This window comes from Ignavibacteria bacterium (genome assembly GCA_025612375.1).
GTDB lineage: Bacteria > Bacteroidota > Ignavibacteria > Ignavibacteriales > SURF-24 > JAAXKN01.
On sequence record JAAXKN010000022.1, the window covers coordinates 49442 to 73534 of the forward strand.

Annotated in this window: 23 protein-coding genes; 20 read left to right on the plus strand and 3 right to left on the minus strand. The window is 41.7% G+C overall.

The features are described 5' to 3' along the window. Positions 1-19: 19 nt before the first annotated feature. Positions 20-2686, minus strand: coding sequence for a TonB-dependent receptor (locus HF312_13295; GenBank protein ID MCU7521189.1), 2667 nt, complete (start codon positions 2684-2686; stop codon positions 20-22). A gap of 726 nt (positions 2687-3412) precedes the next feature. Between HF312_13295 and HF312_13300 the strand changes: the two genes are divergently transcribed. From HF312_13300 to HF312_13320, 5 genes are all read left to right on the plus strand, one after another. After that, positions 3413-4972, plus strand: a complete 1560-nt coding sequence (locus HF312_13300) for a T9SS type A sorting domain-containing protein (protein ID MCU7521190.1) — start codon at positions 3413-3415, stop codon at positions 4970-4972. A gap of 626 nt (positions 4973-5598) precedes the next feature. Beyond that, positions 5599-6861: a T9SS type A sorting domain-containing protein gene (locus tag HF312_13305; GenBank protein ID MCU7521191.1), complete on the plus strand. Its 1263-nt coding sequence runs from the start codon at positions 5599-5601 to the stop codon at positions 6859-6861. A 146-nt stretch (positions 6862-7007) separates the two neighbouring features. Beyond that, positions 7008-7214 carry a helix-turn-helix transcriptional regulator gene (locus HF312_13310; protein ID MCU7521192.1) on the plus strand — a complete coding sequence of 69 codons (207 nt, stop codon included), beginning with the start codon at positions 7008-7010 and terminating at the stop codon, positions 7212-7214. Continuing rightward, positions 7207-7530 carry a phosphatidylinositol kinase gene (locus HF312_13315; protein ID MCU7521193.1) on the plus strand — a complete coding sequence of 108 codons (324 nt, stop codon included), beginning with the start codon at positions 7207-7209 and terminating at the stop codon, positions 7528-7530. The genes HF312_13310 and HF312_13315 overlap by 8 nt, the downstream gene beginning before the upstream one ends. After that, entirely contained in the window at positions 7527-8507 is a 981-nt protein-coding gene (locus tag HF312_13320; protein ID MCU7521194.1) for a HipA domain-containing protein, read from the plus strand. The genes HF312_13315 and HF312_13320 overlap by 4 nt, the downstream gene beginning before the upstream one ends. A gap of 10 nt (positions 8508-8517) precedes the next feature. On the opposite strand, the gene HF312_13325 is transcribed toward HF312_13320, so the two are convergent. Beyond that, on the minus strand, positions 8518-9210 hold the full coding sequence (locus HF312_13325) for a DsbA family oxidoreductase (GenBank protein MCU7521195.1): 693 nt from the start codon (positions 9208-9210) through the stop codon (positions 8518-8520). 239 nt (positions 9211-9449) lie between these two features. Here HF312_13325 and HF312_13330 point away from each other — a divergent pair, with 239 nt between their 5' ends. Further along, complete coding sequence (locus tag HF312_13330) at positions 9450-11876, plus strand: hypothetical protein (GenBank protein MCU7521196.1); 2427 nt, start codon at positions 9450-9452, stop codon at positions 11874-11876. Positions 11877-11944: 68 nt separating this feature from the next. Here the strand turns inward: HF312_13330 and HF312_13335 are convergent, their stop codons facing one another. Then, on the minus strand, positions 11945-12169 hold the full coding sequence (locus HF312_13335; protein ID MCU7521197.1) for a hypothetical protein: 225 nt from the start codon (positions 12167-12169) through the stop codon (positions 11945-11947). Between the two features lie 136 nt (positions 12170-12305). Here HF312_13335 and ygiD point away from each other — a divergent pair, with 136 nt between their 5' ends. The 14 genes from ygiD (at position 12306) to HF312_13405 (ending at position 24053) form a co-directional block, all read left to right on the plus strand. After that, the gene (gene ygiD, locus HF312_13340; GenBank protein MCU7521198.1) at positions 12306-13154 is read left to right on the plus strand and encodes a 4,5-DOPA dioxygenase extradiol; all 849 of its coding nucleotides are present in this window, start codon (positions 12306-12308) and stop codon (positions 13152-13154) included. 110 nt (positions 13155-13264) lie between these two features. Next, on the plus strand, positions 13265-13546 hold the full coding sequence (locus HF312_13345; protein ID MCU7521199.1) for a type II toxin-antitoxin system RelE/ParE family toxin: 282 nt from the start codon (positions 13265-13267) through the stop codon (positions 13544-13546). Positions 13547-13597: 51 nt separating this feature from the next. Then, positions 13598-13924, plus strand: coding sequence for a HigA family addiction module antidote protein (locus HF312_13350; GenBank protein MCU7521200.1), 327 nt, complete (start codon positions 13598-13600; stop codon positions 13922-13924). 356 nt (positions 13925-14280) lie between these two features. Then, on the plus strand, positions 14281-14886 hold the full coding sequence (locus HF312_13355) for a hypothetical protein (GenBank protein ID MCU7521201.1): 606 nt from the start codon (positions 14281-14283) through the stop codon (positions 14884-14886). 229 nt (positions 14887-15115) lie between these two features. Beyond that, positions 15116-15337: a hypothetical protein gene (locus tag HF312_13360; GenBank protein MCU7521202.1), complete on the plus strand. Its 222-nt coding sequence runs from the start codon at positions 15116-15118 to the stop codon at positions 15335-15337. Between the two features lie 222 nt (positions 15338-15559). Next, positions 15560-15844 (plus strand): hypothetical protein, encoded by a 285-nt coding sequence (locus tag HF312_13365; GenBank protein MCU7521203.1) that lies wholly within the window; start codon positions 15560-15562, stop codon positions 15842-15844. A 226-nt stretch (positions 15845-16070) separates the two neighbouring features. Beyond that, a complete protein-coding gene (locus tag HF312_13370) occupies positions 16071-16559 on the plus strand; it encodes a hypothetical protein (protein MCU7521204.1) in 489 nt (162 codons plus the stop codon). A 123-nt stretch (positions 16560-16682) separates the two neighbouring features. Continuing rightward, positions 16683-18557: a hypothetical protein gene (locus tag HF312_13375; GenBank protein ID MCU7521205.1), complete on the plus strand. Its 1875-nt coding sequence runs from the start codon at positions 16683-16685 to the stop codon at positions 18555-18557. Beyond that, complete coding sequence (locus tag HF312_13380; protein ID MCU7521206.1) at positions 18557-19552, plus strand: hypothetical protein; 996 nt, start codon at positions 18557-18559, stop codon at positions 19550-19552. The genes HF312_13375 and HF312_13380 overlap by 1 nt, the downstream gene beginning before the upstream one ends. Before the next feature lie 3 nt (positions 19553-19555). Beyond that, positions 19556-20221, plus strand: coding sequence for a hypothetical protein (locus HF312_13385; GenBank protein MCU7521207.1), 666 nt, complete (start codon positions 19556-19558; stop codon positions 20219-20221). A gap of 52 nt (positions 20222-20273) precedes the next feature. Next, on the plus strand, positions 20274-20699 hold the full coding sequence (gene vsr / locus HF312_13390; GenBank protein ID MCU7521208.1) for a DNA mismatch endonuclease Vsr: 426 nt from the start codon (positions 20274-20276) through the stop codon (positions 20697-20699). A 70-nt stretch (positions 20700-20769) separates the two neighbouring features. Beyond that, positions 20770-21837 (plus strand): DNA cytosine methyltransferase, encoded by a 1068-nt coding sequence (locus HF312_13395; GenBank protein MCU7521209.1) that lies wholly within the window; start codon positions 20770-20772, stop codon positions 21835-21837. Between the two features lie 80 nt (positions 21838-21917). After that, positions 21918-22892, plus strand: coding sequence for an NgoFVII family restriction endonuclease (locus HF312_13400; protein MCU7521210.1), 975 nt, complete (start codon positions 21918-21920; stop codon positions 22890-22892). Between the two features lie 276 nt (positions 22893-23168). Beyond that, positions 23169-24053, plus strand: coding sequence for a hypothetical protein (locus tag HF312_13405; protein ID MCU7521211.1), 885 nt, complete (start codon positions 23169-23171; stop codon positions 24051-24053). Positions 24054-24093: the final 40 nt, after the last annotated feature.

The window sequence follows — 24093 nt, forward strand, 5'->3', positions numbered from 1 at the left end:
AAATTATTTTGTAAACAGATTAAATTTCCACTCTGAAGCCCAACTTAACGAGTCTTGGCGCAGGCTGCTGGCCGGGGTCCATTCTGTAGTCATAGAGCGAATTAAACCTTGCGTATTTCTGGTGCACCAGGAGATCGCGGATAGGGATCTGCGGCAGTCTTTCAACTCTGGTGTAATCAAACACATTCTGGACTGAAAGGAAGAGGCTGGTTGCGACACCGGCAAGGGTAAAATTCTTATAAACTCTTAAATCCATTGAATATTCGGGTTTGAAGCGTCCCTGGTTCTGGAGCTGAATATTAGTTACCGGGAAATAATCGGTCAACGGGTTATACGGGTAGCCTGAGCTGAATTTGTTAAGGGAAGTAATGCCCCAGTCCTCGCCCTGTATTGTAACCGTAGCGTTGAGGACGTGCCTCTGGTCCCAGTTAAGGGGGATGAGAGACTTGGTGGTTAAGTTTTTGTTCATTTCAGTTCCCGCGGTGCGGAAAGCTTCCTTTGGGTCGGAGCCGTTACCGTCTGCCACCTGGAATGTATAGTCTATTGCTGCCGAGAGCATACCGGTTTTCAGCAGGTCGAGGGAAATTGTGGTGCCCCAAACGTTGCCGAAGTCGGCATTGGCATACTGGCCGTATTCGAGCGCATAGTAAGTTTCGAAGAACTGTGTGCCTGAAAGGCCGCGGTAATCCTTATAATAGCAGTTAGCATTTAGCACGAGGTTGGAAGCCACCTGCTGCTGGAGGCCTATTTCAAAGACCGTGGTGCGCTGTGCTTCGAGGTCGGCGTTTCCAATAAAGCTGCTGAACCTGGCGCCTTCAACTTCAAACTCGGGGTTTTCATAAAGCCTGTCAGATTCCGGGATCTGGAAGAACTGTCCGTATGAAACGTGCAGGTTACCTTTATCCGAGATCGGGAATGCGAGGCCCAGGCGGGGGCTCAGCTGAGTTTTGGCAGTAGCGTCCCTGTAAGCCACCGACTGGTCCACTCCGAGATTATTGTGCGGGTCGGTCATATTGACCGGGACCTTGCTTTTAGAGTTATAGTAGTCGAACCTGAGGCCGACGTTTACAATAAAGTCCTCGACTTCAATTTTATCCTGGAGGAAGGCGGCCATTTCCACCGGTTTTCTGAAATAATAGTTATGCGAAGCGGCAGTAACGTCGTCGATCTTCAGCTGCCAGTTGGTATTGGCGTCGCGGCGTACGGCAAAGTTTTCATTTTCCAGCTGATACTGTCTGTACTCTATTCCGGCCTTAAAGAGGTTATAGCGGTCTACCTGTCCTGTAATTTCGTATTTAATTGCCTTAGTATCGTTTTTCCTGTAGAGGAAATTAGGATCGATTCCGCCCACGTTAAAGATGTTGTTAGGCATGGTGCGTGAGGGCTGGATACCGGCAACAAATATGGAGTCGAAAGGGTTTTCATTTGCATAGATCTTCAGGCGCGTTGTATAGTATGAAAGCTGGAGCTGGTGGAAGAAATTCTGATTTATAGTATGGGTAATAGTAAAAAGGTTATTCAGGCTTTTCAGGTAATCGGTTCTGAGGTAATCGGGGTTAAACATATTTGCGTGGCTTGTGCCGCTGTAAGGTTTATACTCCGAGTTATCGCCTATTACAAGATAATTCAGTTTAACGTTTGTAACCGGGTTATAGGTAATCTTTGCCTGGAAAGAGGCAGCCATAGCCGGGCTGAGTGGGACCATAGCGCTGTCGCCTGAGGACTGTTCCATATATTTAGAAGCGTCCTGCCCCTGGAAGTAAACCGTATCGCCGGGTGTATGGATTCTCTGACCGTAGAGGTAGCCTTCCTCGTTGCGGTATCTGCCGGAGAGGAAGTAGTGCACTTTATTGCTCAGCAAGGGCACGGGTCCGCTAAGTGAGCCTTCGACATATTTCTGTGAAAGAGGATTAATCTTATTAATATTAAGGAACATATCGGAATGGGACGTCAGGAAGTCGCCCGCGTAGGCCGAGAAAGTTGCGCTTGTTTTGTCGCCGCCCTCTTTGGTCATGATATTAACGATTCCCGACATTGCCTGGCCGTACTCGGCGTTAAAAGTACCGCTTATGACCTGGAGTTCCTGAACGTTATCGTTCTGCACGTCGACGGCGAGGCCGCCCGAGAAGGGGTTAGAGACAGCCATACCATCTATATAGTATTTAATTTCAGAAGAGCGGCCGCCTCTCATATGCATACCGCCGCCGGCGTCTGTTGTAATTCCGGCCTGGAGAGAGAGGATGTCGCCAATATTTTCAACAGGAAGTGTTTTAATCTGGTCTGAACCGACTACCGACTGAGAAGAAGTAAGGTCGTGTATAATGACATCCTTCTGAGCGATTACCTCGACGGTGTTAGTGCTGACGAGAGAAGATTTCATATTAAAGTCCAGGCGCGTAGTTCTGTCGGCGCTCACGGATATATTTTTCTGTATGACTGTATTATAGCCGATAAAGGAAGCCTTAACCTCCCAAGTACCCGGAAGGACATTAATGATAGAATAGTAGCCTTCTGCATCGGAGACTGCCCCGAGTGCAGTTCCCGTCACAAGAATTGTAGCACCGATCAAGGGCTCACCAGTGTCGGCATCTTTAAGTCTGCCCGAAATTTTTCCGGTAGTTCCGGCCTGCAGTGCAGAATTGAATAAAAGAATAGCAAATAGCCAATGGACTATTGTCTTTTTCATGGAAAGGTGCCTCAAATTTGTTAAAAACTTTAACTGTGCCGATCTATTAAATTAATTTTTTCAGCCGGAGGAAGATAAAATTATAAGAGAACCACTTAAAGTTTGGTCTTGAGACGAGCAGCGTAAGCTTTGTTTCTTTACACGGTCAATGTATATATACAATTGCATCAAAATGTTGACGGAAATATATATTTCCCGATTTTTAAAAGCAAATAGTTTTTAAAATAAATTCAAAATAATATAACAGGATAAAGAGGTACCAAAATATACACTACGAACCAGCCTTAAAACGCCTAAAATCCACATTGTATATATACAGATAATTTTCAGGCCAATATTGTTCTGCCATAAAAATTCAGAAGGCGGGCACAATATATTTTCAAAACACCGGGGGGGGAATTAATAAGGAGAAGCTCCCATTTTTTTCTAAAATCAGGTTGCTTGTTTTAATAATATAAACTATTTTGCTGCTGAATCTTTAACAGAGGCTATTTAAGCCGGGGGTTCCTGCTTTCGGGGGAAACTTTCAGATCAGCTATCTTTTTCAGACGGCCTGACATATGGATTTTCTTAAGCGCAATAACCATTCTCCAACATTCCTGCTTATAATACTGCGCTGCAGCGGCAGATAATTTTCGACAAAAAAATCCCTTTTCAGGCTATTTCATTAAACTGTTTCTTGCAAATTAATTAACTTTTCAAACAATTATTTTTCAGGAAGTTTTTATGAAGAAAATGCTATTTTTGTCCTTATTTCTGTTTGTTCTGTTTGTAAGCTCTTCATACAGCCAGATAACAAACTTAACAGTCGTTGGCAGCACCGCGAGCTTTTCGGTAAGATCGGGTGATAATTTCGGCTGGAGCTACAATGTGCCCAACGCGGGCGATACGACGCTTGTACAGATCTGGATTGATGCCGACCAGAACGGGGTGCTTAATCCCGCAGTTGATGTGCTGTGGACATTCTTCAACCAGATTGACGGCGATTCACGCGGGCAGAACGGGCCCCCGGATATTGACTACACGGCAAATAAGTCTGTGGCATTTGAAAGTCCGCTTGGGCTTGCACCTGCTCATTACATAATGCTTTTCAGGAATCACAGACACTACACCACTTTCACCGGTGTTGTAAACCATATGAATTCACCCGTCTACACGATTTCAGGGACTGTCAGTGTGCCTGCCGGGATGAGCAAAAAGAACATAGTTCTTTCGCTTAATGCCGAAGGTGAAAACGGGACAAACCTCTTCTGGGATGCCGCTACGGATGAAAACGGGAACTACACAATTGAAATGAGCGCTGATACATCTGGCAACCCCTGGGTTGTCAGACCGGACAACACCTTCATAATGGGTGCAGCCGTTCTTGACAAGAATGAGAAACAGCTGGTCATTTCACCAAAGCAGACCTCATACACAGGAAACAACTTTACCTTTACGGCACCAAGCGCGACAATTACAGGAACTCTTAAGGACGACAACGGAAACTCTGTCATTGGCAGCGATGTGAGCCTTGTGGCCGGCGAAGGAGCTTTTTACCGCTATGCTCCAACTGACACGGCAGGGGTATATCACCTGGGGCTCCTCCCAAGCGAAGTGCCGCAGGAGGTTATTGTGCTTGAATCCCATTCACGCGGTGAAGGTAATGTCTTAAATGCCTACACCAAGGTAGGCTCCGTATCTGCAGGGAACAACATTACACGCGACCTGATTTTATTCAGGCCGAACGCCACAATCAAGGGCAAAGTTACACTTGACGGACATGCCCCGGGCTTCATGATGAATTTATCATGCCTGAACTCAGATTCGCTGTTTACAAATTTATTGACAGATAACGAGGGAAACTTTACAGCAAACGTCACATCAAAAGTTTTCAATTATACTATCTACCCGGTAATTGACTATATGAACGGCGGACAAAATTACTTCTTTACGCCGCTTACGGCTCATCCGGGACAGAGCGGCCTGGTTCTTAGTATTTCAACAACATCAGATGTAAACAACGAGACGCCTGCCGCACCTTCAGAATTCAGGCTTTCGCAGAACTATCCCAATCCTTTCAACCCGGTTACAACAATTAAGTACTCGGTTGCAAAGGAAGGTTTTGTAAGCCTTACGGTTTATAATCTTATAGGCAGCAAAGTTGCAACCCTGGTAAGCGAATACAAGCCGGCAGGCCAGTATTCAGTGCAGTTTGACGGCCGCGGTCTTGCAAGCGGAATTTACCTCTACAGGCTGGAGTCGGGTAATTTCAGCGCATACAAAAAGCTTATTCTGATGAAGTAATCTTAAAAACAGAATATTAGTTAATCAAAAGCCCCGGGCAGCATGATCCCGGGGCTTTTTTTTGTCCGGCATGCTTTTTCAGCCCTTCCCCGCCGGCTGTTTTACCCCGGAGGAATATGTCGCGGCTGCCGCGGCTCCGGGGGGTGGTTGGGATCGTTTTCCCCGGGGGTTCCCGCATTCACCTTCGGTGAATTTGGTCACCCCCGGCTACAAACAAAGCGCCCCATCCGGGGCTTAGTAACTGCGTCTTTCTAAATGCTCTTAATTTCACGGGTTTTCTGAATTCCTGTGTATACACCGCAGGAGTATAATCAGGGGATATAGTGCACATAATAAGGACACCGGTATCTTGATTTAGTCGGTTTAATGTTGTAGCTTGATCATGTTCTTTTAGAGGCTTTCCGGTTTTTTGGCCTGGTTCGGTGATTCACAATTCTTTTTGTAAGGGCGGACTCCCCCGTCGCCTGAAGTTTCTCGGTTTATAAAAGTTACACAGATAAATAAACACCAGCTCCGGTGCAGGGCATAAAGCAGCTTTACTAATATCAGCTTTACCCGAACAGCTGTGCATGCATTTACTATGCCGCGCTTCACCGGATTAACCAATAACATCCGAGGGGAAACACATGACAACATTCCGTACAATTAAGAACTGCTTTCTTATTCTTTTTACTTTAATTCCTCTTACACTGCAGGCGCAGTGGGTGCAGACCAATCTGCCCTCCAATGCGGACATTCTCGATATTTTTGCTGATGGAAGCACAGTTTTTGCCGGCACAAAAACCTCAGGGCTCTATATTTCAAAAGACAACGGCATGACGTGGACGCAGTGTCAGGAGCATAAGGTCCTCTCATACGGAGGCTTTGAATCTCTTGACGGCAAGATCTTCTGCACAGTGGGCGGCGCGGGCGTGCATTATACGACCGATCTGGGTGCTACGTGGAAGGATGTAAACAACGGCCTGAACGTAATGAATACCTCCACCACGGTCCTGTGCGGCGGGAACCTTTTTGCCCTGGTCCTCAGCGACGGCATCTACCGCTCCACCGACAAGGGAGCCAGCTGGACCAAGCTTACAGGCGGACTTGCCGAGTTCAGTTCGCTCAATCAGCTTATAGCCTGCGGCAATACACTTTATACCGCCCAGTATTTAAAGGACGCCTACAGCAGCTCCGATCAGGGGCAGACGTGGAAGATCGTACAGCTAGGAAACCCCAATCCGATTGTTTTCACACTTGTATCCTGCAATAACCTGCCTTTCCTTTTTGCATATGGAAAGGGATTTTTTTATTCCACAGATAACGGGCAGACATGGCCATCACTGAGGAAAGATCTGGTTGCAAATGATATTGTCTATGAAGGCGGGAATTATTTTGCCTTCGGGTATGCAGATGGAGGAAAACAGTGGGGCGTTTTCAGGTTTAAGCTGGGAGACACAACCCTTACTCCGATGAACAGCGGGCTGCCGCAGTCGGCAATTATAACTAAGGCTTTAAATACCGGCAAGTACATGTTTGCCGCGGTAAAGAACAACGCCGCAGGAACCGATAAAAACGGCATTTACAGGATTGCAACTTCGGAGCTGGGAGCAACAGATGTGGAAACCGCCGCGGGCACGCGCCCTGAAAAGTTTGAGCTAAGGCAGAATTACCCTAATCCTTTCAACCCCACAACCACAATTACGTATTCACTTCCCGAGGCGGGGCACGTAAGGCTGGCTGTTTACAACCTTTTGGGAAAAGAAGTAGCGGTGCTTGCCGATGAATACCAGGCTGCAAGTGTTCACACAGTTAATTTCAATGCAGAAGGCCTCACAAGCGGAATTTACCTCTACAGGCTGGAGGCAGGAAAGTTTACGGCATATAAAAAGCTGCTGCTGCTGAAATAGTTTCACATAATATAAAGATAACAGAAAGCCCCGGCATTTATGGATGCGGGGCTTTTTTGTTGGCGGATGTGCAATATATTGCACTTTGCCCTTGACTTTTACATTAAAGAGAGGTAATTTTACTTAAAAGTGCATTATAATACACTATGGATAAAGAAGAATTAGGCAAATACATCAAGGCCAGGCGAAGCATTCTGGGAATTTCGCAGAATGATCTTGCTGAAATAGCAGGCATTTCCATTCGCAGTCTGAAGGATATTGAAACTGGTAAGGGAAATCCCACGCTGGAGCAGCTGAAAAAAATTTTAGGGCCTCTGGGTCTTCATATCAGTCTGGAGGTAAACAATGGATAGAACAGCCCTGGTATATTATAATGATATTCCAGCGGGCAGGCTCACTCAGGGTGAAAACGTATATACCTTTGAATATGAAGATACATATCTAAAGGATGCAGGACTTCCTGCAATAAGCCTCAGTTTTCCAAAGCAAAAGGAAGCCTTTACCGCGCAGGTTCTATTCCCTTTCTTTTATGGGCTGCTTTCAGAAGGAGAAAATAAGATTATTCAATGCCGCAGGTTGAAAATTGATGAAAATGATCATTTCACACTTTTAATTAAGACCGCCGGCAGCGACACCATTGGCGCGGTAACTGTAAGGGAGATGGAATGAACTACTGTCCCGGATGTTTAAGAGAAGGCCACACCACCTACTGCGGCCCATGCAGGAGGATACTATTTGGCGGAAAGAAAGTTGACCATATCCTCCCCTTCAGCCGTCCTGATTTTGATCTGGCAAAACTCAGCCAAAGCGGAAGGCTATCAATTTCAGGCATACAGGTTAAGCATTCACTGAGGCTGGAAGGAAACAGGCTCAGCCTGACTGAAGAGATGGGGGAATATATACTTAAGCCGGTTCCCCGCGGGACATACCTGAACCTTTCAGCTGTTCCTGCAAATGAGCATGTAACCATGCAGACTGCCTCCCAGGTCTTTAAGATCAAAACTGCCGCCAATGCCTTAATATTTTTTTCGGACGGCGAGATGGCCTATATTACAAAAAGGTTTGATGTGACTGAAAGCGGACACCGGCTTCTGCAGGAAGATTTTGCACAGATAATGCAGAGGACTCAGGAGACACATGGGCGGAACTACAAATACGAGTCTTCATACGAAGATATAGCCTTTCACATGAAAAAGCATATAGGGGCTTATGCCATTGAGGCGGAAAAATTTTTCAGGCTTGTATTGTTTAATTATCTCGTCTCGAACGGAGATGCACACCTTAAAAATTTCTCTCTCCAAAGAAACAGTGAATTCGGGGATTATCTTCTTACGCCCGCTTACGACCTAATGAATACTTCCCTTCACGTTCCTGGTGAATCGGATACAGCTCTTAAGCTTTTTTCAGGGGATTATACAACTGAAGCCTATGAGGCGGGAAGCAAATATACGCGCGCTGATTTTTATGAATTTGCGCTGAAGATAATGGCCCCTCCCGTCAAAAGCCGGATAGATAAAATCCTGAAAGAGATAGTTTCGCACGAAGAAGGAATTAAGGATCTGATTCAAAGGTCCTTTCTTCCTGATGATATGAAGACGCTCTATCTGGCATCCCTGGAGTTAAGAAGGGAGAGGCTCCTGTCCTGAAATTTATTGCTCAGCAGTTTCCGTCCGAGGAGCAGCTGAAGCCATTATTGCTTTCAGGGTTATGCTTTATCCAGCGGTTATACACCTTTTGGAGGACGTCCAGGAAGTACTCAGCAGGCTGGGCGCCTATTACGCCTATCTTCTCATCGAAGAGGAAAAAAGGGACGCTGTGGATATCGAACTGGTGAGCCTCATATAGGTCCGCGCGCACATTATCCATGTAGGTTCCATTCTCAAGTGCCTCATGAAGTCCCGTGGTATCGAGACCCAGTTCACCGGCTATTTCAACCAGTACGGGTATGTCGTCCACATTCTTCCCTTCCGTAAAATAAGCCTTAAAGAGTTTTTCTCCGGCTTCATTCTGCATTCCCTTTTTCTTTGCGAACTGCAGGAAGGCGTGGGCTTTAAGCGTATTTGCAACAACCGCCTTATCAAAATTATATTCAAGTCCAACCCCGGCGGCGGCTTCTGTAACCTGGCGGTTAATCTCACGGGCCTTTTCCATGCTCCAGCCTTTCTGGCGCGCAAGATAGTCGTATACGTTTATTGAAGTATCGGTTTTGGCATCGGGGTTAAGGAGGAAGCTTTTCCACTCCACCTGTACCTTATCTTTATATGGGAACTGTTCAAGCGCCATTTCAAACTTGCGTTTACCCATATAGCAGAACGGGCAGACTATGTCGCTCCAGACTTCCACCTTCATTTTATTATCTGTATTCATTAAATCCTCTTAAAAATATCCTTAACAGCAAATGCTTTTTAAAGCAGTTTTTCTTTTCAACTTAAACGGATTTAATGCAGCAATAGTTTCATTAAACTGAAGGAAGAAGAAGATAATTGTGGCCAAAAAGATCTTTTTATGTTATTATTGGACCTGAACATTTACTCTTTCTCTCCAGCCCGAAGGCAAATTCTTATTTCAAATATATTAGGGGGATACTAATGAAAAAACTTTCCGGACTGCTATTTCTTGCACTTGTCCTTTCTGCTCCAATATGCGCGCAGAGCTCAAAGGTTATTCTTGACGAATCGTTTTATGACAACAGCAACAACTGGCCCATGCTTGATGAGGATAAGGTTGAGACCTCAATTGACGAAGGCTGCTACATAATTGAAACTTCCAACGATAACGGCACCGAGATTTTCAGGGAGACAGCGCTCGACTATTCAAAGAACTTTTCCATTGAAACCGAATGCCAGCTCGTTGAGGGTGAGGACAACTACAGCTACGGCATAATCTTCGGCTATAAGAACTGGAACAACTATTACCAGTTTCTGGTTACTCCCACCCGCTTCTATAAAATAACACACGTTTACCAGGGCATTATTGAAAGCACAGGATGGGTAAAAAACCAGAGCGTTTACGCACGGGACTATTCCAACAAGATCAGGATCGTGAAGATTAACGACTGGATAGGCTTTTACCTGAACGATACTTTTATTGATGACCTGAAGGATAAGCTGGTTCCTTCTTTTGTGGATGCCATCAGAGCGGACGGCTTTGCAGGAAAACAGATAGGACTTGTGCTTAACGCAAAGATGAAGGTAAAATATGACAAGCTGGTAGTTACCGAGCTTGGGGACGCTGACGCTGCAGTGTATATGGATCAGGTGAACCAGAAGGCAGCCGGGACGAGGCTTGTTACTTTGCTTTCGGACGACTTCAGCGACAACAGGAACAACTGGGCCGGCAGCGATAAAGATTCCAGTTCTGTAAAAGGCGTAAAAGACGGTGTATATTCATTTGAAAGCAGAAGCAAAGATGCTTTTAAGTCTTCCAAAAACGTATTCCTTTCCGAAGGCGGCGATTATGAAATACAGTGCACTGCAAAATGGGTAAGCGGTACAGACAGCAGCTACTACGGCATTTTATGGGGATACTTTAACTGGAAAGGATACCAGGAGTTTTCTCTTAATCAAAAAGGAAGCTGCCGCTACCTGAATGCAGTTTCAGGAAAGGAAACCGCAGTCTCCGCCAGTTATCAGCCCGGGGCAGAAAACCTCATAAAGATATCAAAAGTAAGGGATTCACTTTATTTTTATGTTAACGGCACACTGGCCCTTAAGGCACAAAACATAAGTCCTGCAGGCAGCGAGGCGGGATTTATAGTTTACAATAAGCAGAAGGTATTATTCGACAACCTGAAGATAACCCAGGCAAGAACATATCCCAAAGTGCTGCAGGAAGTTACAACTGCCGAAGAGACACTGCAGAAGAACGAGGGCCCTTTCTCCGATAAAAACACACAGAACGGCTTTACCAAGCTCTGGAAACCCGGCATTCTTGAATGCACACACAGCACCGGTGACGGCCATGCCGTGTGGGACGAGTTCTATATAGATCCCAAAGAGGATTTTATTATCAGCGAGAAAATTAAATGGGTGAGCGGCGATACCACGCAGGGTTATGGAATTGTATGGGGGCAGAGGGACTGGAAGCATGCAAATGAGTTTCTGATCAGCCGCGACGGCTATTTCAAATGTATCAGCTTCATTGATGACAATACAATTACAACCGGCTGGAAGAAGGCGCCCTGGTTCCTTAAGAGCACTGAGAATACGCTTATGGTGAAAAAATGCGGAAGCTTTGTGGAGTATTATATAGACAACCAGCTTGTGGATATACTTCCCTTCTACGGAGTCTTCGGGTATTCAACGGGACTTTTGGTATTCGGCAAGCAGACCGCAGGCATTGAGAACCTGACAATTAAAGAGCTTAAGGTTTCGAAGCCGGTATTTGAACTAAACAAAATAACCTTTAAGGAAGACTATAATCTGGACAAACCCTCGCTGCAGGGGATGGACAGGTCGGGAAACCAGATCCTTCTTACAGACAAGGGAAAGCTTCACCTTGCGGCCCGCTTCCCCGAGCTTCAGGCATATACCGGCTCGGACGTGTCGCAGTATACGTCGGGCAACATGCTGTATACTGAAACAAGGTCGAGCACAAGGTATCCCAACCAGCCTTTCTACCAGGCAAACAACGATGTGCTTCCTTCTTTCGACGATCAGGGAAGGCCTTCAAAAGCCTTCAGCGTGGAGGTTACTGTGGGCCTTATGAGCAGCGCGCACAGCAGGGGCGCAGGGCTTAGAATAGGAGGCAGCGACTTTCTGGTTGATGCCGATGGAAATTATGTAATGGACATAAAGGAGCCTCAGCCCTTTAAAGACGATACAAAGCCGGGCACAAAGATCTACCGCCTGAAAGTGGAATGCGAGGTAAACGGACTTATGTATTTCTATATTAATGGCAAAATGGCCGGATTTGCACTTGAGGCAATAAAGGACAGGAGTGCCGGACCGATTATCTATGCGTTCAACACGCTTACGGAAGCATGGTTCGATGATTTTGTAATAAGGACATACTAAGATTTTCACGCATTAAAAAAGCCCCGGCCTTTAATAAGGTCCGGGGCTTTTTTATAACCGCCATACTGTCAGGCGTTCTGCCTGAAGAGCTTTTTTAAAAGCCTGGTTTTGAGGCTGTGAAGCTTGGGATAGGCCGGTGATGCGCCAAAAATTCCCGCCAGTTCCAGCGCCAGTCCCAGTCCGATCATAAATCCCTCAAGAAAATCCGGCAGTCCGGCGTAAAAATGTTTCAGTATATAAGTAATTCCTATCAGAAGCATGCCGAGGCTAAGAATTTTATTTGGCTTTCTCAAAGATTTCCTCTCATATTATATATTAAGGTAAGACTTGTTATATTAAGATAAAGACCTGCCGGCCCGTGTTAAACCGGCAGGACATATTTAACAAAAATAAGTATAATAATAAAGCCGCTTATTGAAGGGAATTGCCATGAATACAAAAGAATTTATAAAAATGACGGACCGGTTCACGAAAACGGAGAAGATGCCGGTGCTTTTTGTAGGGCACGGATCGCCCATGAATGCAATTGAGGAGAACGAATTTGTTGAAGGCTGGCGCGAGGCCGGGCGTACGCTTCCCCGCCCCAATGCCATACTGTGCATCTCGGCGCACTGGGAAACGAGGGGGACGTATGTAACGGCCGTGGAAAAGCCCATAACTATACACGACTTCGGGGGTTTCCCCAGGGAGCTGTACAGCGTGGAGTATCCCGCGCCCGGGAGTCCCGCCCTTGCGCACGACACGAGGGAAATTATTACAAAGACGGATGTTGAGTTTGAGAGCAAATGGGGTTTGGACCACGGCTGCTGGAGCGTGGTAAAGCACATGTATCCCGAAGCGGACGTTCCGGTAGTGCAGCTGAGTCTGGATCATAATCAGGGGCCGCAGTACCACTACGAGCTTGCAAAAGAGCTTGCGCCGCTCAGGAAAAAGGGTGTTTTAATTATGGGAAGCGGCAACATGGTGCATAACCTGGGGATGGTGGCGTGGGACAAGCTGACCCAACCGGGCTACGCATACGACTGGGCGCTGGAGGCGAGTGACAAGATGAAAGGATATATAATGCAGGGCGATCACGCTCATCTTATAAACTACAAGCAGCAGGGCACGGCAATACACCTGGCCGTTCCCACGCCCGAGCATTACCTGCCGTTACTCTACGCGCTGGCATTGAAGGAAGAGGATGAAAACGTAACCTTCTTTAATGACGCTCCCGTGGGAGGGTCGCTTACTATGACGTGCGTAAGGATAGAATCTCAATTAAAAATTAAAAAGTGAAGGCAGGGGGAACGGATAAGCACAAACCGTGATTAAAGGCCGGTTTAATTACAAAATATCCCTTCCAATTGACTTGCTAATAATAACGGAAAGCGTTATTATTGCATTATATGATACGCTCATTTAAGAACTCGGATTCCGAGAAGATATTCAACCGGGAACACTCACGGGCGGTCCCGGCAAATCTCCTTGAAAAAGCATGGGTAAAATTAGCAATGATTCATGCTGCTGTGAGATTGGAAGATTTAAGAGTTCCTCCTGGCAATAAGCTGGAAAAACTGAGCGGGGACCGTGAAGGGCAATTCAGCATCAGAATAAATCAGAAATACCGTATTTGTTTTTACTGGCAGGATTCTAATGCCTTTGATGTTGAAGTAACTGATTATCATTAGTTTTGCAAAGAATGCAGAAGCTTTCTGCTATAATAAAGAAAGGTTATTTATATGAAAACCGGAAAAGAAACAGTTAAGAAATTCGCCCCGGTACATCCAGGGAAGATACTGCTTGAAGAGTTTCTGGAGCCAATGGAAATCACACAGTACAGGCTTGCCAAGGAGATTAATGTTCCGGCAAGGCGTATTAATGAGATAGTGCATGGAGAAAGGGGAATTACGCCCGATACCTCCTTAAGGCTTGCAAAGTTTTTCGGAATGTCCGAGACATTCTGGCTGAACCTGCAGAACCTTTATGATGTTGAAGTTCTGAAAGATCAGCTGCAGGATGTATTGAGAAGCATTCATTCCTATTCCGGGATGCAGAAAGCATCATAAGGGAAGCAGAATTTACTATCGCCATTTCTTCCCGTTGGACTTTGCACATCGAACGTTTTTGTTGCTCCAGAGCACAACAAAAATTAAAACAATTTACAAACTTACACTTACCGCAAGTGTTCATTGGAGCCTTAATTTATCATAAGGAAGTATGGTAATGGTTCAAAGAACAAAATCCTCATGTAAACCTTCAAATTCCAATCCAATTGGAGCAGAGAAAATATCGTAAATCTCTACAGGTTCAACGTGCTACGTTCGACGTTCAACTGTAAAACCCAAAGGCAGGGCCAGGGAGAGCATTTTTAATTACGCAATCAGCAAGTCCCGAAGGGACGCTCTGCCTATAGGGGTAATTAATGCAGAATACGCCATCTGCAAAATTGGATATGGATTACGACATCAACATAAAGGAGGTCACAATGAAAACCGATGAGAACCGGCTTGTCAATGCATTCCTGGAATTGTATATGGTACGTGAATGTTCCTTTCTTCCGGAGCAGAGGCGGTACTTAAACATAGCGATGAACAACATCTTAAAGGAGATACTGTGCAATTACCCCACGGGTCCCCTAAGCGTGATAAGGGACATCAACGCCATGCGTGGCATTGAGTTCAGGTTTTGTCCCGACACGCATCCCGAGCGGGAGATCCGCTATCCCGGTTACGAAGTAAATCCCTCCACGTACATATCGTTCGAATCGTCCATTTACGCCATCGGCAGTGAGCCCGTTGTTGGGGTAAGCATCTGGAAGAAGGACAGGTACGACGACATATTATACAATCCCGTAGCGGGCAATTACTACCCCACCAACATATTATACACCTCGAGCCGTGAGGCGCTGGAGCTTGAGATAAGGGAGATATACTACAGCATAATAGATTACCTGGACCGTGATGATTTTGACGCAGTGAAGTTTTATTTCTTCCACAGGTTCTTATGCGGCGAGGTATGCAGGTATTAAGCGGTTCCGGAGGATGAAAAATGGCAAAGCTCCGAGGATTTTACGCGGAGCTTTGTTATTTTAAACGGGGTAAATTTTGATTTTTATCATTTTTACCGCACAGACAACTTAAAACAAATATACGGACATACAGGATATGAACGATACTGATATTCAGGAAAGACAGGAGACATCAAATGCTGCCGCTTCGAATGCTACATCTGCAGGTAATACAGGTGCAAATCCTAGTGTGACAACAGGAGACTGGTTTTTAACCATATTAATAACAGCCATACCGCTGATCGGTTTAATAATGCTTTTTGTATGGGCATTTGGCGGCGGGGCGAACGAGAACAAGAGCAGCTGGGCTAAGGCTATGCTTATATGGGTATTGATACTTGGCGTTATAGCCGGCATACTTGCCTACGTAGTATACAAAGCCTACACTCACCGTTACTCATGGGACATGTAAAATAAGCTGAGGCGGAGATACAATGTTTCCGCCTCTTAATTCCACTCAATAATACCATACTTCAATAATATTTAGCCTTACAAACATTTCATTTACTCTTAATATTTAATGTATTAACTTGCCCTGGTCGATTCTAAAGGTCCGCTTCTGCTGATATAACAACATTTATATAGATTTTGTTTTCATTAACATCAAATAAAACAAACACTTAGGAGCATGGGTATGAATGAAGTTTACACAGAAGAAAGAAGAGAGTCAGGTGTTTCAGCCTCAAATTATCCTATCAGCACAGGCGACTGGTTTATAACGATTCTGATAACAGCCATACCGGTTGTAGGCATAGTGATGTTATTTGTCTGGGCCTTCGGAGGCGGAGTAAATGCAAACAAAGCGAACTGGGCCAAAGCCACATTGCTCTGGATGCTGATAGGGGGTGTTTTAGCCATGCTGTTATTCGGCACTATAATAGCGGCCTTTTTCGGCAGCCATCACGCGGCAGAGATCTGATTTTTGGCGGGGGTGGGGATATAAAATTATGTTTCCACCTTTTGCCTGCCTGATAATAATCAATTGCCGAAAAAAGATTTCATAAAGGTGTAGAGTGCAGATTCCTCACAGAAAAAGTCCCAAATTTGTATTATGGGGAATTTTCAAATCATACATTTATCGTATCGAAATAGCCCCACATGAAGTTCATAAAAATCGAATACAACAGAACCATTCCAGCGCACAAATGAGCACACAAATTGCAATACTATTTGATTTATTAATTTCTATTAAATTGGAACTTGACATGACACAAGTTTTTTGCTATTTTAAACATAAACCAACAAGGATTGTTATGAAAATAAATTTTTGGAAACCGGCACTAGCTACAGGCATTATTAAATTAACCGTTCACAGAGATGGGAACATGGGATTTTCAAGCGGCGCAGTAAAGAAATTAAATATTGATGAAAAAAGCTACGTAAAAATCGGCACTAATGGATCCGATACAAGAGATAGTAATTTATATCTTATGCATACAAATGACTTTGATGAAAACGCACTTAAAGTAAATAAGGCTGGAGACTACTATTACCTTAATACAAAAAGCTTTTTCAATGAATTAAATATCGATTATACAAAAAAAAAGCTTGTATATGATATTGTTGAAATGGACTACGATGGCAATACTATATATAAGCTGATTAGAAGAGAACTTGAAAGAAAGAAGAAATAATACTTAACTATAAAATATGCAAGAATATATTTCCACAAAAGGACTAGATAACTGAGAACTAAAGATCTCTGAGCCCAAGAATGATGATTATAGATCATTAACAATTACACTAAAGGTATCAAAATGTCAAGAGGTTGGATATTTGACGAACCACCTGCTTCAGGGAAAAGACTTATGGGCGATCCCGCCGAACAAGTATTTGCAACAGATTTATCTACATTCATCAGAGAGGTAATTCAAAATACAAAAGATCAAAAAGAAGAGGATCAAAAATCCCCTGCCCAAATTACATTTAAATTTATCGAGTTGTCTGGTGAAGAGCTTCATGAATTCCTAAATAAAATAGAATGGGATAATCTCAGAGAGCATATCAAAACCAGCAGGAATGGAAATAAGGGTGCGAAACTGAAAAGAGCGCTTGAAGAGATTGAAAAAAAGAAAAAACTTTTGCTCTTAATAATTGAAGAAAAAAATACAAGCGGCTTGTGCGGTCCTGAATTCGGATATGAAGAACCAATACACGAAAGGATGAATTTTTCATCTTTAGTCCGAGATGAATTATTTAGCAATAAACAATCTGGCAATGCTGGAGGGAGTCACGGGCTGGGCAAGGCTGTATTATGGGCATTTTCAAAAATTTCAGTCGTGTTCTTTAATTCACACTTGAAATATGTTGGGAAGACACAGGAAACATGCAGACTGATAGGACGAGCAAACCTAACTTGGCATGAAATCGGCAAGGACAAATATACCGCAGACGGTTGGTATGGGAATATAGAAAGCATTTCCCAAGGAAAGAGATCTGTATCCATGTGGGGAAATAATGCGGAAGAATTTGCTGAAAAAATTAAGATTGGAAGAGGTTCAGAAATTCAATCCGGCACTTCTATATTAATCGCGGGATTTTACGAGCCAAATGAAGATAAAGAAAGGGAAATAGAAGAAATAATTGCCGATATGGAGAAAGCTGTTCTAGAATGGTTTTGGCCCTGTATTTTCTGCTCTGCTCCCAGTCTTGAAGTTTCTTTCGAATTATGGGAAAACAAAAAACTCCGACTTCACAAGGACATTAAGGAAGAGGGAATCTCAAGTCCATTTGTAAAGGCTTTAAAGGCATATGAAAGCGGTACATTAAAAGAAAAGTTAACCAGCATTGGAGATGTAATAAAAAGAGAAATAGAAGTTGCTATCCCCCCTAGAATAGATAGTTCAGGTCATACGACTCATTGCAAAGCAACTTTAATAATAAGATTATCTGACCCTAAAGAGGAAAAATATAGGATAAACTACTTAGGTTTTTTTCGTGGATCACGAATGATAATTAAGTATGAAAACAAACAAGATATTTCAATGACCGCAAAGCCCTTCCATGCCTTTTTAGTTTGCGGGAAGGGCAGAATTGAAAATGATCCATGCAATGAAACATTGGAAATTTTTCTAACTACAGCCGAACCTCCGTCACATAATGATTGGGATGCTTATTCTAAACTGCATGAATTTTATAAACGAGGCTCTAATTCTGCACTAGCCGAAATGAAAAGAAACGTTTATAATGTCCTTAGAAAAGAGGTTTCAGAAGATATTCCTCAAGGACAAGAAGGGCCCAAACTGCTGCAGCAGAAATTCCGGCTGGGGAAAGGAGAAGCAGGGGGAGGTGAAAAACGCTTATTTAAATTTGATAATATGAGCGCCTATCTGAAAAATGACATTTGGAATTTTAAAGGTAGAATCAAAGCAAATCCTGAAATAAAGAAGAACTGGACAGCTGAAGTTAAGTTTCAGTTTCTTGATGAAGAAAACGAAACAGAGAATGCAATTATTAATAAATTAACGGTATCAACTGGAAATTCTAAAATCATAGATCATAAGGCAATAATAAACGTTCCTGCGGGGAGAAATGTAGTCGAATTTAGCGGCGATACAAGACCTGATTCTTATCCGGTTGACCCAGATTCCTGCAAAGTTCAAATAAACATTGCTGCAAAGGAGGAAGATTAATGGTCTTAATAACAAAAAAGGAGGTTTTTTATCCTTATAGCTATTTAAACTCTCAAATAGAATTAACCATCTCTTCTTTTTTACTCGATCATAAAGAAAAAATGGAATTTGTTGATAAAGATAATTTTACAATTGATTTAACAGATCAGAACTGGGATAAAGCCGCCATCAAACTTTCAATTGAACTAGACGGTAATTGGATCAATGACGTATTTCCATTTCCTGAATCCTACTCACCGGGGTATGAGGCATTGATTATATATTCGTGTAAAGAAGCAAAATGGCGGAAATTCATAAAAATGCAGGCAGTGGAAGGAAATACGAAATGGGAAGGAGAGCTCAAAATTGATAAAAAAGATATTTCGAATGAAGTACAGTTTTCATTCGTGATAGTAAGATCTGCAGATTCTCCAGATCCCGTATCAGGCTATGCAAAACGAATGGGCGAAAAAATCCTATCCTCAAATGAATGGAAGCTTGTCATCTATAAGTCTTCAGCAATTCCGGGACAGCATCTTCATATAGAGTGGGAGAATTTTAGCCAATCTCGAAATAAGATTAGGAAAAAATACAAAAATGAGATGTATTATTTAGATTTTGAGGGTGATGCACCGAAACTCTACCTAAATGAAGGTATACCAAATTTAAAAGTTTATTTTGAAAATAAGAGTCATTATGGTAAAGTATCGGCAATCAGAGATGCTATTTTTAACAATATTAGTCAATCAATATGGCAGGCGCTAATCCTTTCCTCAAGTATCGGGATAAAGAAAGCTGAGGAATTATCTGATTGGCAGAAAGCAGTACTTTTACAATTTGTTCATAAAGTAATAGATAATTCGGAAAATGAAAAAATTCTTGATGAATTTCTCTCCAGAATAAATGATTATCAAAGATTTGCTGAAATTTTCTCACATCTACAGCTAGTAATAAGTCAGAAGATTAATACTGAGAAAGCTATATCCTCTCTATTAAACATAACTTGGACAGAGTAAACAATGGAACTAAAGAAACTTAACAAAAATGGGCAGAAATTTGTAGATGAAGAATTCCTGTCTGGCGATAGCGATAAAGTCCTCCCAAATGATTCAGATCTGTATGAAGATTTTGGAAGAAAAGTTGATCTGACGGAGCTGAAAAAAGCAGTCGATTTTTGCATCAATAAATATCCCAAGTATGATCCAGGTATTGATGCATATCTTGCTCCGATAATTCATAAAGAGTTAAATCTAACTCCTGGAGAAGCTGCCGACAAAGAGATTTGGTTCTTTCTATCTGTTGCACAATTTCCCGAACTTGTGAGGCATAGATGGAAACCCTTTGAGTCAACAATTACCAGGGATAGATTTCTTGGCGAGATAAGGAAGAATACCTTTTATAGACTCTGGCTTGGTGCTCAGCTTACACAAAAGGACGGGAATTATAATCTCACAAGTAAACTTTTTAAAGCCGGACAGCAATTTGTCGATGATTGCATGGAAAGAAGATGCAGTCAAACATATGATTCTATCAATTCCCTGGTAGAGAATCTGTCAGCTAAGAATCGAAAGATTTATAGGTCAGTTATAAAGAAGTATATGCAGCGTCTTTCATTGACTGTACTTGAATATCTTGATAAGGATAAATCCGAGAAAATGTTGTCCGAAATTGAAAGCAAGCTCTAGATTCAAAGATAGCCTAAAAGTATAATGAGAAATAAATAAAAGGTTGTTCATATTGGCAGATCATTTATCAAAGGAGAAACGAAGCTGGAATATGAGCCGGATCCGCTCAAAGAATTCCAAACCCGAGCTAATTGTAAGATCATTTTTACACAAACAAGGATTCAGATTCAGATTGTACAGCGCAGTATTACCGGGTAAGCCTGATCTCGTTTTATCAAAATACAAAACTGTTATATTTATTCAAGGATGTTTTTGGCACAGGCATCCAAATTGCAGCAGAGCAACAATGCCAAAGTCAAACATTATTTATTGGAGAAAAAAATTTGAATCTAACCAGCAAAGAGATAAGTCAGTAAAAAGAAGTTTAGAAAAACTTGGATGGAAAGTGATTACGGTGTGGGAATGTGAGTTAACTAGACCCCAAAAGAAGGATCATACTTTAGAAAGTATTGTTAAGAAAATCACTAAATCAGATTGATATTGTATTGGGTTAATGCGTATTATTGAAATCAAAATATTTCGAATTAGAATACTATAAAAAGGACAATATGGTCTTTAGACTTGGAGAACTGTTTAGTGGTCCAGGGGGGATTGGACTAGCTGCAAAAATGGCAAAAGCCTGTACAGATAAAGAAGTTTTTGAAATTTCACATGTCTGGGCAACAGATTATGATAAAGATTCTTGTGCGACTTTCCGCAATAATATATGCCCCGACAATCCCAAAAGTGTAATTTGCGAGGATATTCGGAAGCTGGATTACAATAAACTTCTTAATATTTCAAAAATAGATGCTCTTGCTTTTGGATTTCCCTGCAATGATTTTAGCGTCGTAGGTGAACAGAAAGGCATGGATGGTATTTATGGACCATTATATGAATATGGTGTAAAAGCATTAAAATTTTTCAAACCTAAATGGTTTCTTGCAGAAAATGTTGGTGGACTTAGAAATTCAAACGATGGAACAGCCTTTGATAAGATATTGAGTGAGCTATCCAGTGCTGGATACTTAGTATATCCTCATCTTTATAAGTTCGACCTGTATGGCGTTCCTCAATCAAGACATAGGATTATAATAATCGGAATAAGAAAGGATTTGAATATAAAATTTGGTATTCCTTCACCACTTCCTTATAAGGCTATCAATGTAAGCTGTAAAAATGCTATTGAGAATCCTCCAATACCAAAAGATGCGCCAAATAATGAGCTTACTAATCAATCTGACGTTGTAATTGAAAGACTGAAGTATATTAAGCAGGGCGAAAATGCTTTTACAGCTGATCTCCCCCAACATCTAAAATTAAACGTAAAGAGTGCAAAAATAAGTCAAATATACAAAAGATTAGATGAATCTAAACCTGCTTATACAATAACAGGAAGCGGAGGCGGCGGGACACATGTTTACCACTGGAAGGAAAATCGTGCGTTGACAAATAGAGAGCGGGCTAGGCTCCAAACATTTCCTGATACTTTTATTTTCTCTGGTTCCAAAGAAAGTGTCCGTAAGCAAATAGGAATGGCTGTTCCCCCTTCGGGAGTTAAGATTATTTTAGAATCGGTCCTTAAAAGTTTCGCCGGAATTGAATATCCACAAATTACATCTAATATTGAGATTTAGAATTGGAAGGATAGCGGATTTACAATAATAATTTACTCGAAATAAACTTTGGGTAACTCTGGAATAAATGGAGACGTTATATGCTGACAGGTCATCTTATTAAATCAATTCTTATTGAGCCTGTAAAAAAAGGGGCTGATAGTCTTTTTATTGTATCAGGTTTTGCTTCTCCTACGATGGCATCTAAACATATAGAATTAATTGAAGAGAAACTAAAAACACATATCAATATTTCTTTGCTAATCGGTATGTGCCCTGATGGAGGATTGCCATTAAAAGATCACATAAGCTTTATCCAGTTGAGTCAATCACTTTCAAAAAACCAGTTCCGATGCAGTTATCTATATGATCCGCCCGCTGTTCATTCAAAAGTTTATATTTGGTGTAAGGAGAATACTCCAGTTTATGCTTTTTGCGGCTCAGCTAATTATACACAAACAGGTTTCAGTGAGTGCCAATTGGAAGTTATGCAACCTTGTGATCCGAAAGAAGCTTTAGGATATTACAATTTCCTTGAAGGAAAATCGATCTACTGCACACATGGTGAAGTTGACAATTACATTAAATTTTACATACCAGAAAGAACACCTAAAAATTATTCAACAGATGAGGAGAAAGAATCAATGTACACTTTATCTGATGTTAGTGCGTTCCCTAGAGTTACAGTTTCCTTCTTGGAAAGAGGAGGTGATTTGCCAAAACGTTCCGGACTTAACTGGGGTCAGCGGCCGGAAGTAGGAAGAGAGCCAAATCAGGCTTATATTCGATTACCCTCTTCGATTTACAAAACAAATTTCTTTCCCCCGCGCCCAGTTCATTTCACAGTTCTTACTGATGACAAAAAGTCTATTATTTGTGCGCGAGCTCAAGACAATGGCAAAGCAATTCACTCCACATTAAACAACAGTTTACTTGGAGAATATTTTAGAAATAGACTTGGATTGCCTAATGGAGCAGAGGTGAGAAAAGAAGATTTGGTTAGATATGGAAGAACTGATGTTGATTTTTATAAAATTGATGAAGAAACTTATTTTATGGACTTTTCAGTTCAATAGTTGGTCGAGTTAATTTTCTAAAAGGCTAATCGTTTAGATTAGCCTTTTTCTTTAACTAGATATCTTATCTTAGATATTTTCGATTGGAGTTTTGGGGCTGGAACTTATAATCTGAAGAAAAAGTTATAACTCACCCTTTTCCTTCAGATTGCTTTCCACTTTTCAACATAATTAAACAATTTGAAACTCATTTCAGATTTAATTATGTTTTGGCTTAATTATGATAAACGATCAATTTTATTTAGATCTTAAGAATTTAAGGATATAGAATTAATTATGTCTAGAAAAAAAAAACCTGGAAATTTCTTGCTAAAAAATAATCTTCCATCTGTATTAATGCAGTTTTTTGAAGATTTTCCTCGTTTAATTTTTCCACAGGAAGGTGAAGATGCAGCCGCACTACTCTTAGTAAAAGAATTTTTGTTTTCCACAAATGATGATGCAAGATTAAAATATGCTTTAAAACTATCAAAAAAGCTATTAAAATCAACCGATATTGATGATGCACAATATTTTAGAGAGTCACTTTTGAGAAGAGAGATTAGCGGTAATATCAATTACGAAAAACAACGTGATCATACATCACACACACTATATAACTATCTTATAGGTTTTTATTTTTATGAAAATTCTACCTGTTATAGGAAATCATTTCTTAATTATACGAAAAGAATAAATAGAGAAGCTAAAGATGATATTTTTATTAGTATTTGGCCTTTTGTAAGTATTTTACATGACATTGGATATATTTTCGAAGGTTCCATCAAATCTTTGGACCTAGATAATTCTTTTAAAGAGCTTCAGATTGCTCAAGACATAATTAATGACCATTTTAAAAGTAAATTTTGGCGTGAAGTCGAAATTACTTCGACTGAAGAAAAACAAAAAATAAAAGATTACGTTGCTTATCCATTTAAAGAATATAATTCAAAATCAATTTATGAAGTGGCTGATAACTTTACGGAATTGAATTTGTCCGATAAGTTCACGGATTTATTAGAGCATTCGATTTCTAATTTGTATGAGAAAAATATTTCTATAAAAAAATTATTATCTAACGATGTTTTCGAATTATGGGCTTCCCATTACAGATTTTTTAACAATAATCAAATGGTAAAGCGCATTAGTTCTTTGCGTTCATACTTTTGTCAGGGGCCATAAGTATTCCCCAGGTAAAATGGCATTAGGGTCATAAGTATTC

Bases quoted from the DNA above. Each gene is read 5' to 3' on its own strand.
- HF312_13305 (MCU7521191.1), top strand. From the start codon at position 5,599: ATGACAACATTCCGTACAATTAAGAACTGCTTTCTTATTCTTTTTACT.
- HF312_13395 (MCU7521209.1), top strand. From the start codon at position 20,770: ATGGTCTTTAGACTTGGAGAACTGTTTAGTGGTCCAGGGGGGATTGGA.
- HF312_13365 (MCU7521203.1), top strand. From the start codon at position 15,560: ATGAATGAAGTTTACACAGAAGAAAGAAGAGAGTCAGGTGTTTCAGCC.
- HF312_13375 (MCU7521205.1), top strand. From the start codon at position 16,683: ATGTCAAGAGGTTGGATATTTGACGAACCACCTGCTTCAGGGAAAAGA.
- HF312_13315 (MCU7521193.1), top strand. From the start codon at position 7,207: ATGGATAGAACAGCCCTGGTATATTATAATGATATTCCAGCGGGCAGG.
- HF312_13355 (MCU7521201.1), top strand. From the start codon at position 14,281: ATGCAGAATACGCCATCTGCAAAATTGGATATGGATTACGACATCAAC.
- HF312_13330 (MCU7521196.1), top strand. From the start codon at position 9,450: ATGAAAAAACTTTCCGGACTGCTATTTCTTGCACTTGTCCTTTCTGCT.
- HF312_13295 (MCU7521189.1), bottom strand. From the start codon at position 2,686: ATGAAAAAGACAATAGTCCATTGGCTATTTGCTATTCTTTTATTCAAT.
- HF312_13400 (MCU7521210.1), top strand. From the start codon at position 21,918: ATGCTGACAGGTCATCTTATTAAATCAATTCTTATTGAGCCTGTAAAA.
- HF312_13370 (MCU7521204.1), top strand. From the start codon at position 16,071: ATGAGCACACAAATTGCAATACTATTTGATTTATTAATTTCTATTAAA.
- HF312_13380 (MCU7521206.1), top strand. From the start codon at position 18,557: ATGGTCTTAATAACAAAAAAGGAGGTTTTTTATCCTTATAGCTATTTA.
- HF312_13325 (MCU7521195.1), bottom strand. From the start codon at position 9,210: ATGAAGGTGGAAGTCTGGAGCGACATAGTCTGCCCGTTCTGCTATATG.
- HF312_13405 (MCU7521211.1), top strand. From the start codon at position 23,169: ATGTCTAGAAAAAAAAAACCTGGAAATTTCTTGCTAAAAAATAATCTT.
- HF312_13385 (MCU7521207.1), top strand. From the start codon at position 19,556: ATGGAACTAAAGAAACTTAACAAAAATGGGCAGAAATTTGTAGATGAA.
- HF312_13345 (MCU7521199.1), top strand. From the start codon at position 13,265: ATGATACGCTCATTTAAGAACTCGGATTCCGAGAAGATATTCAACCGG.
- HF312_13320 (MCU7521194.1), top strand. From the start codon at position 7,527: ATGAACTACTGTCCCGGATGTTTAAGAGAAGGCCACACCACCTACTGC.
- HF312_13350 (MCU7521200.1), top strand. From the start codon at position 13,598: ATGAAAACCGGAAAAGAAACAGTTAAGAAATTCGCCCCGGTACATCCA.
- ygiD (MCU7521198.1), top strand. From the start codon at position 12,306: ATGAATACAAAAGAATTTATAAAAATGACGGACCGGTTCACGAAAACG.
- HF312_13300 (MCU7521190.1), top strand. From the start codon at position 3,413: ATGAAGAAAATGCTATTTTTGTCCTTATTTCTGTTTGTTCTGTTTGTA.
- HF312_13310 (MCU7521192.1), top strand. From the start codon at position 7,008: ATGGATAAAGAAGAATTAGGCAAATACATCAAGGCCAGGCGAAGCATT.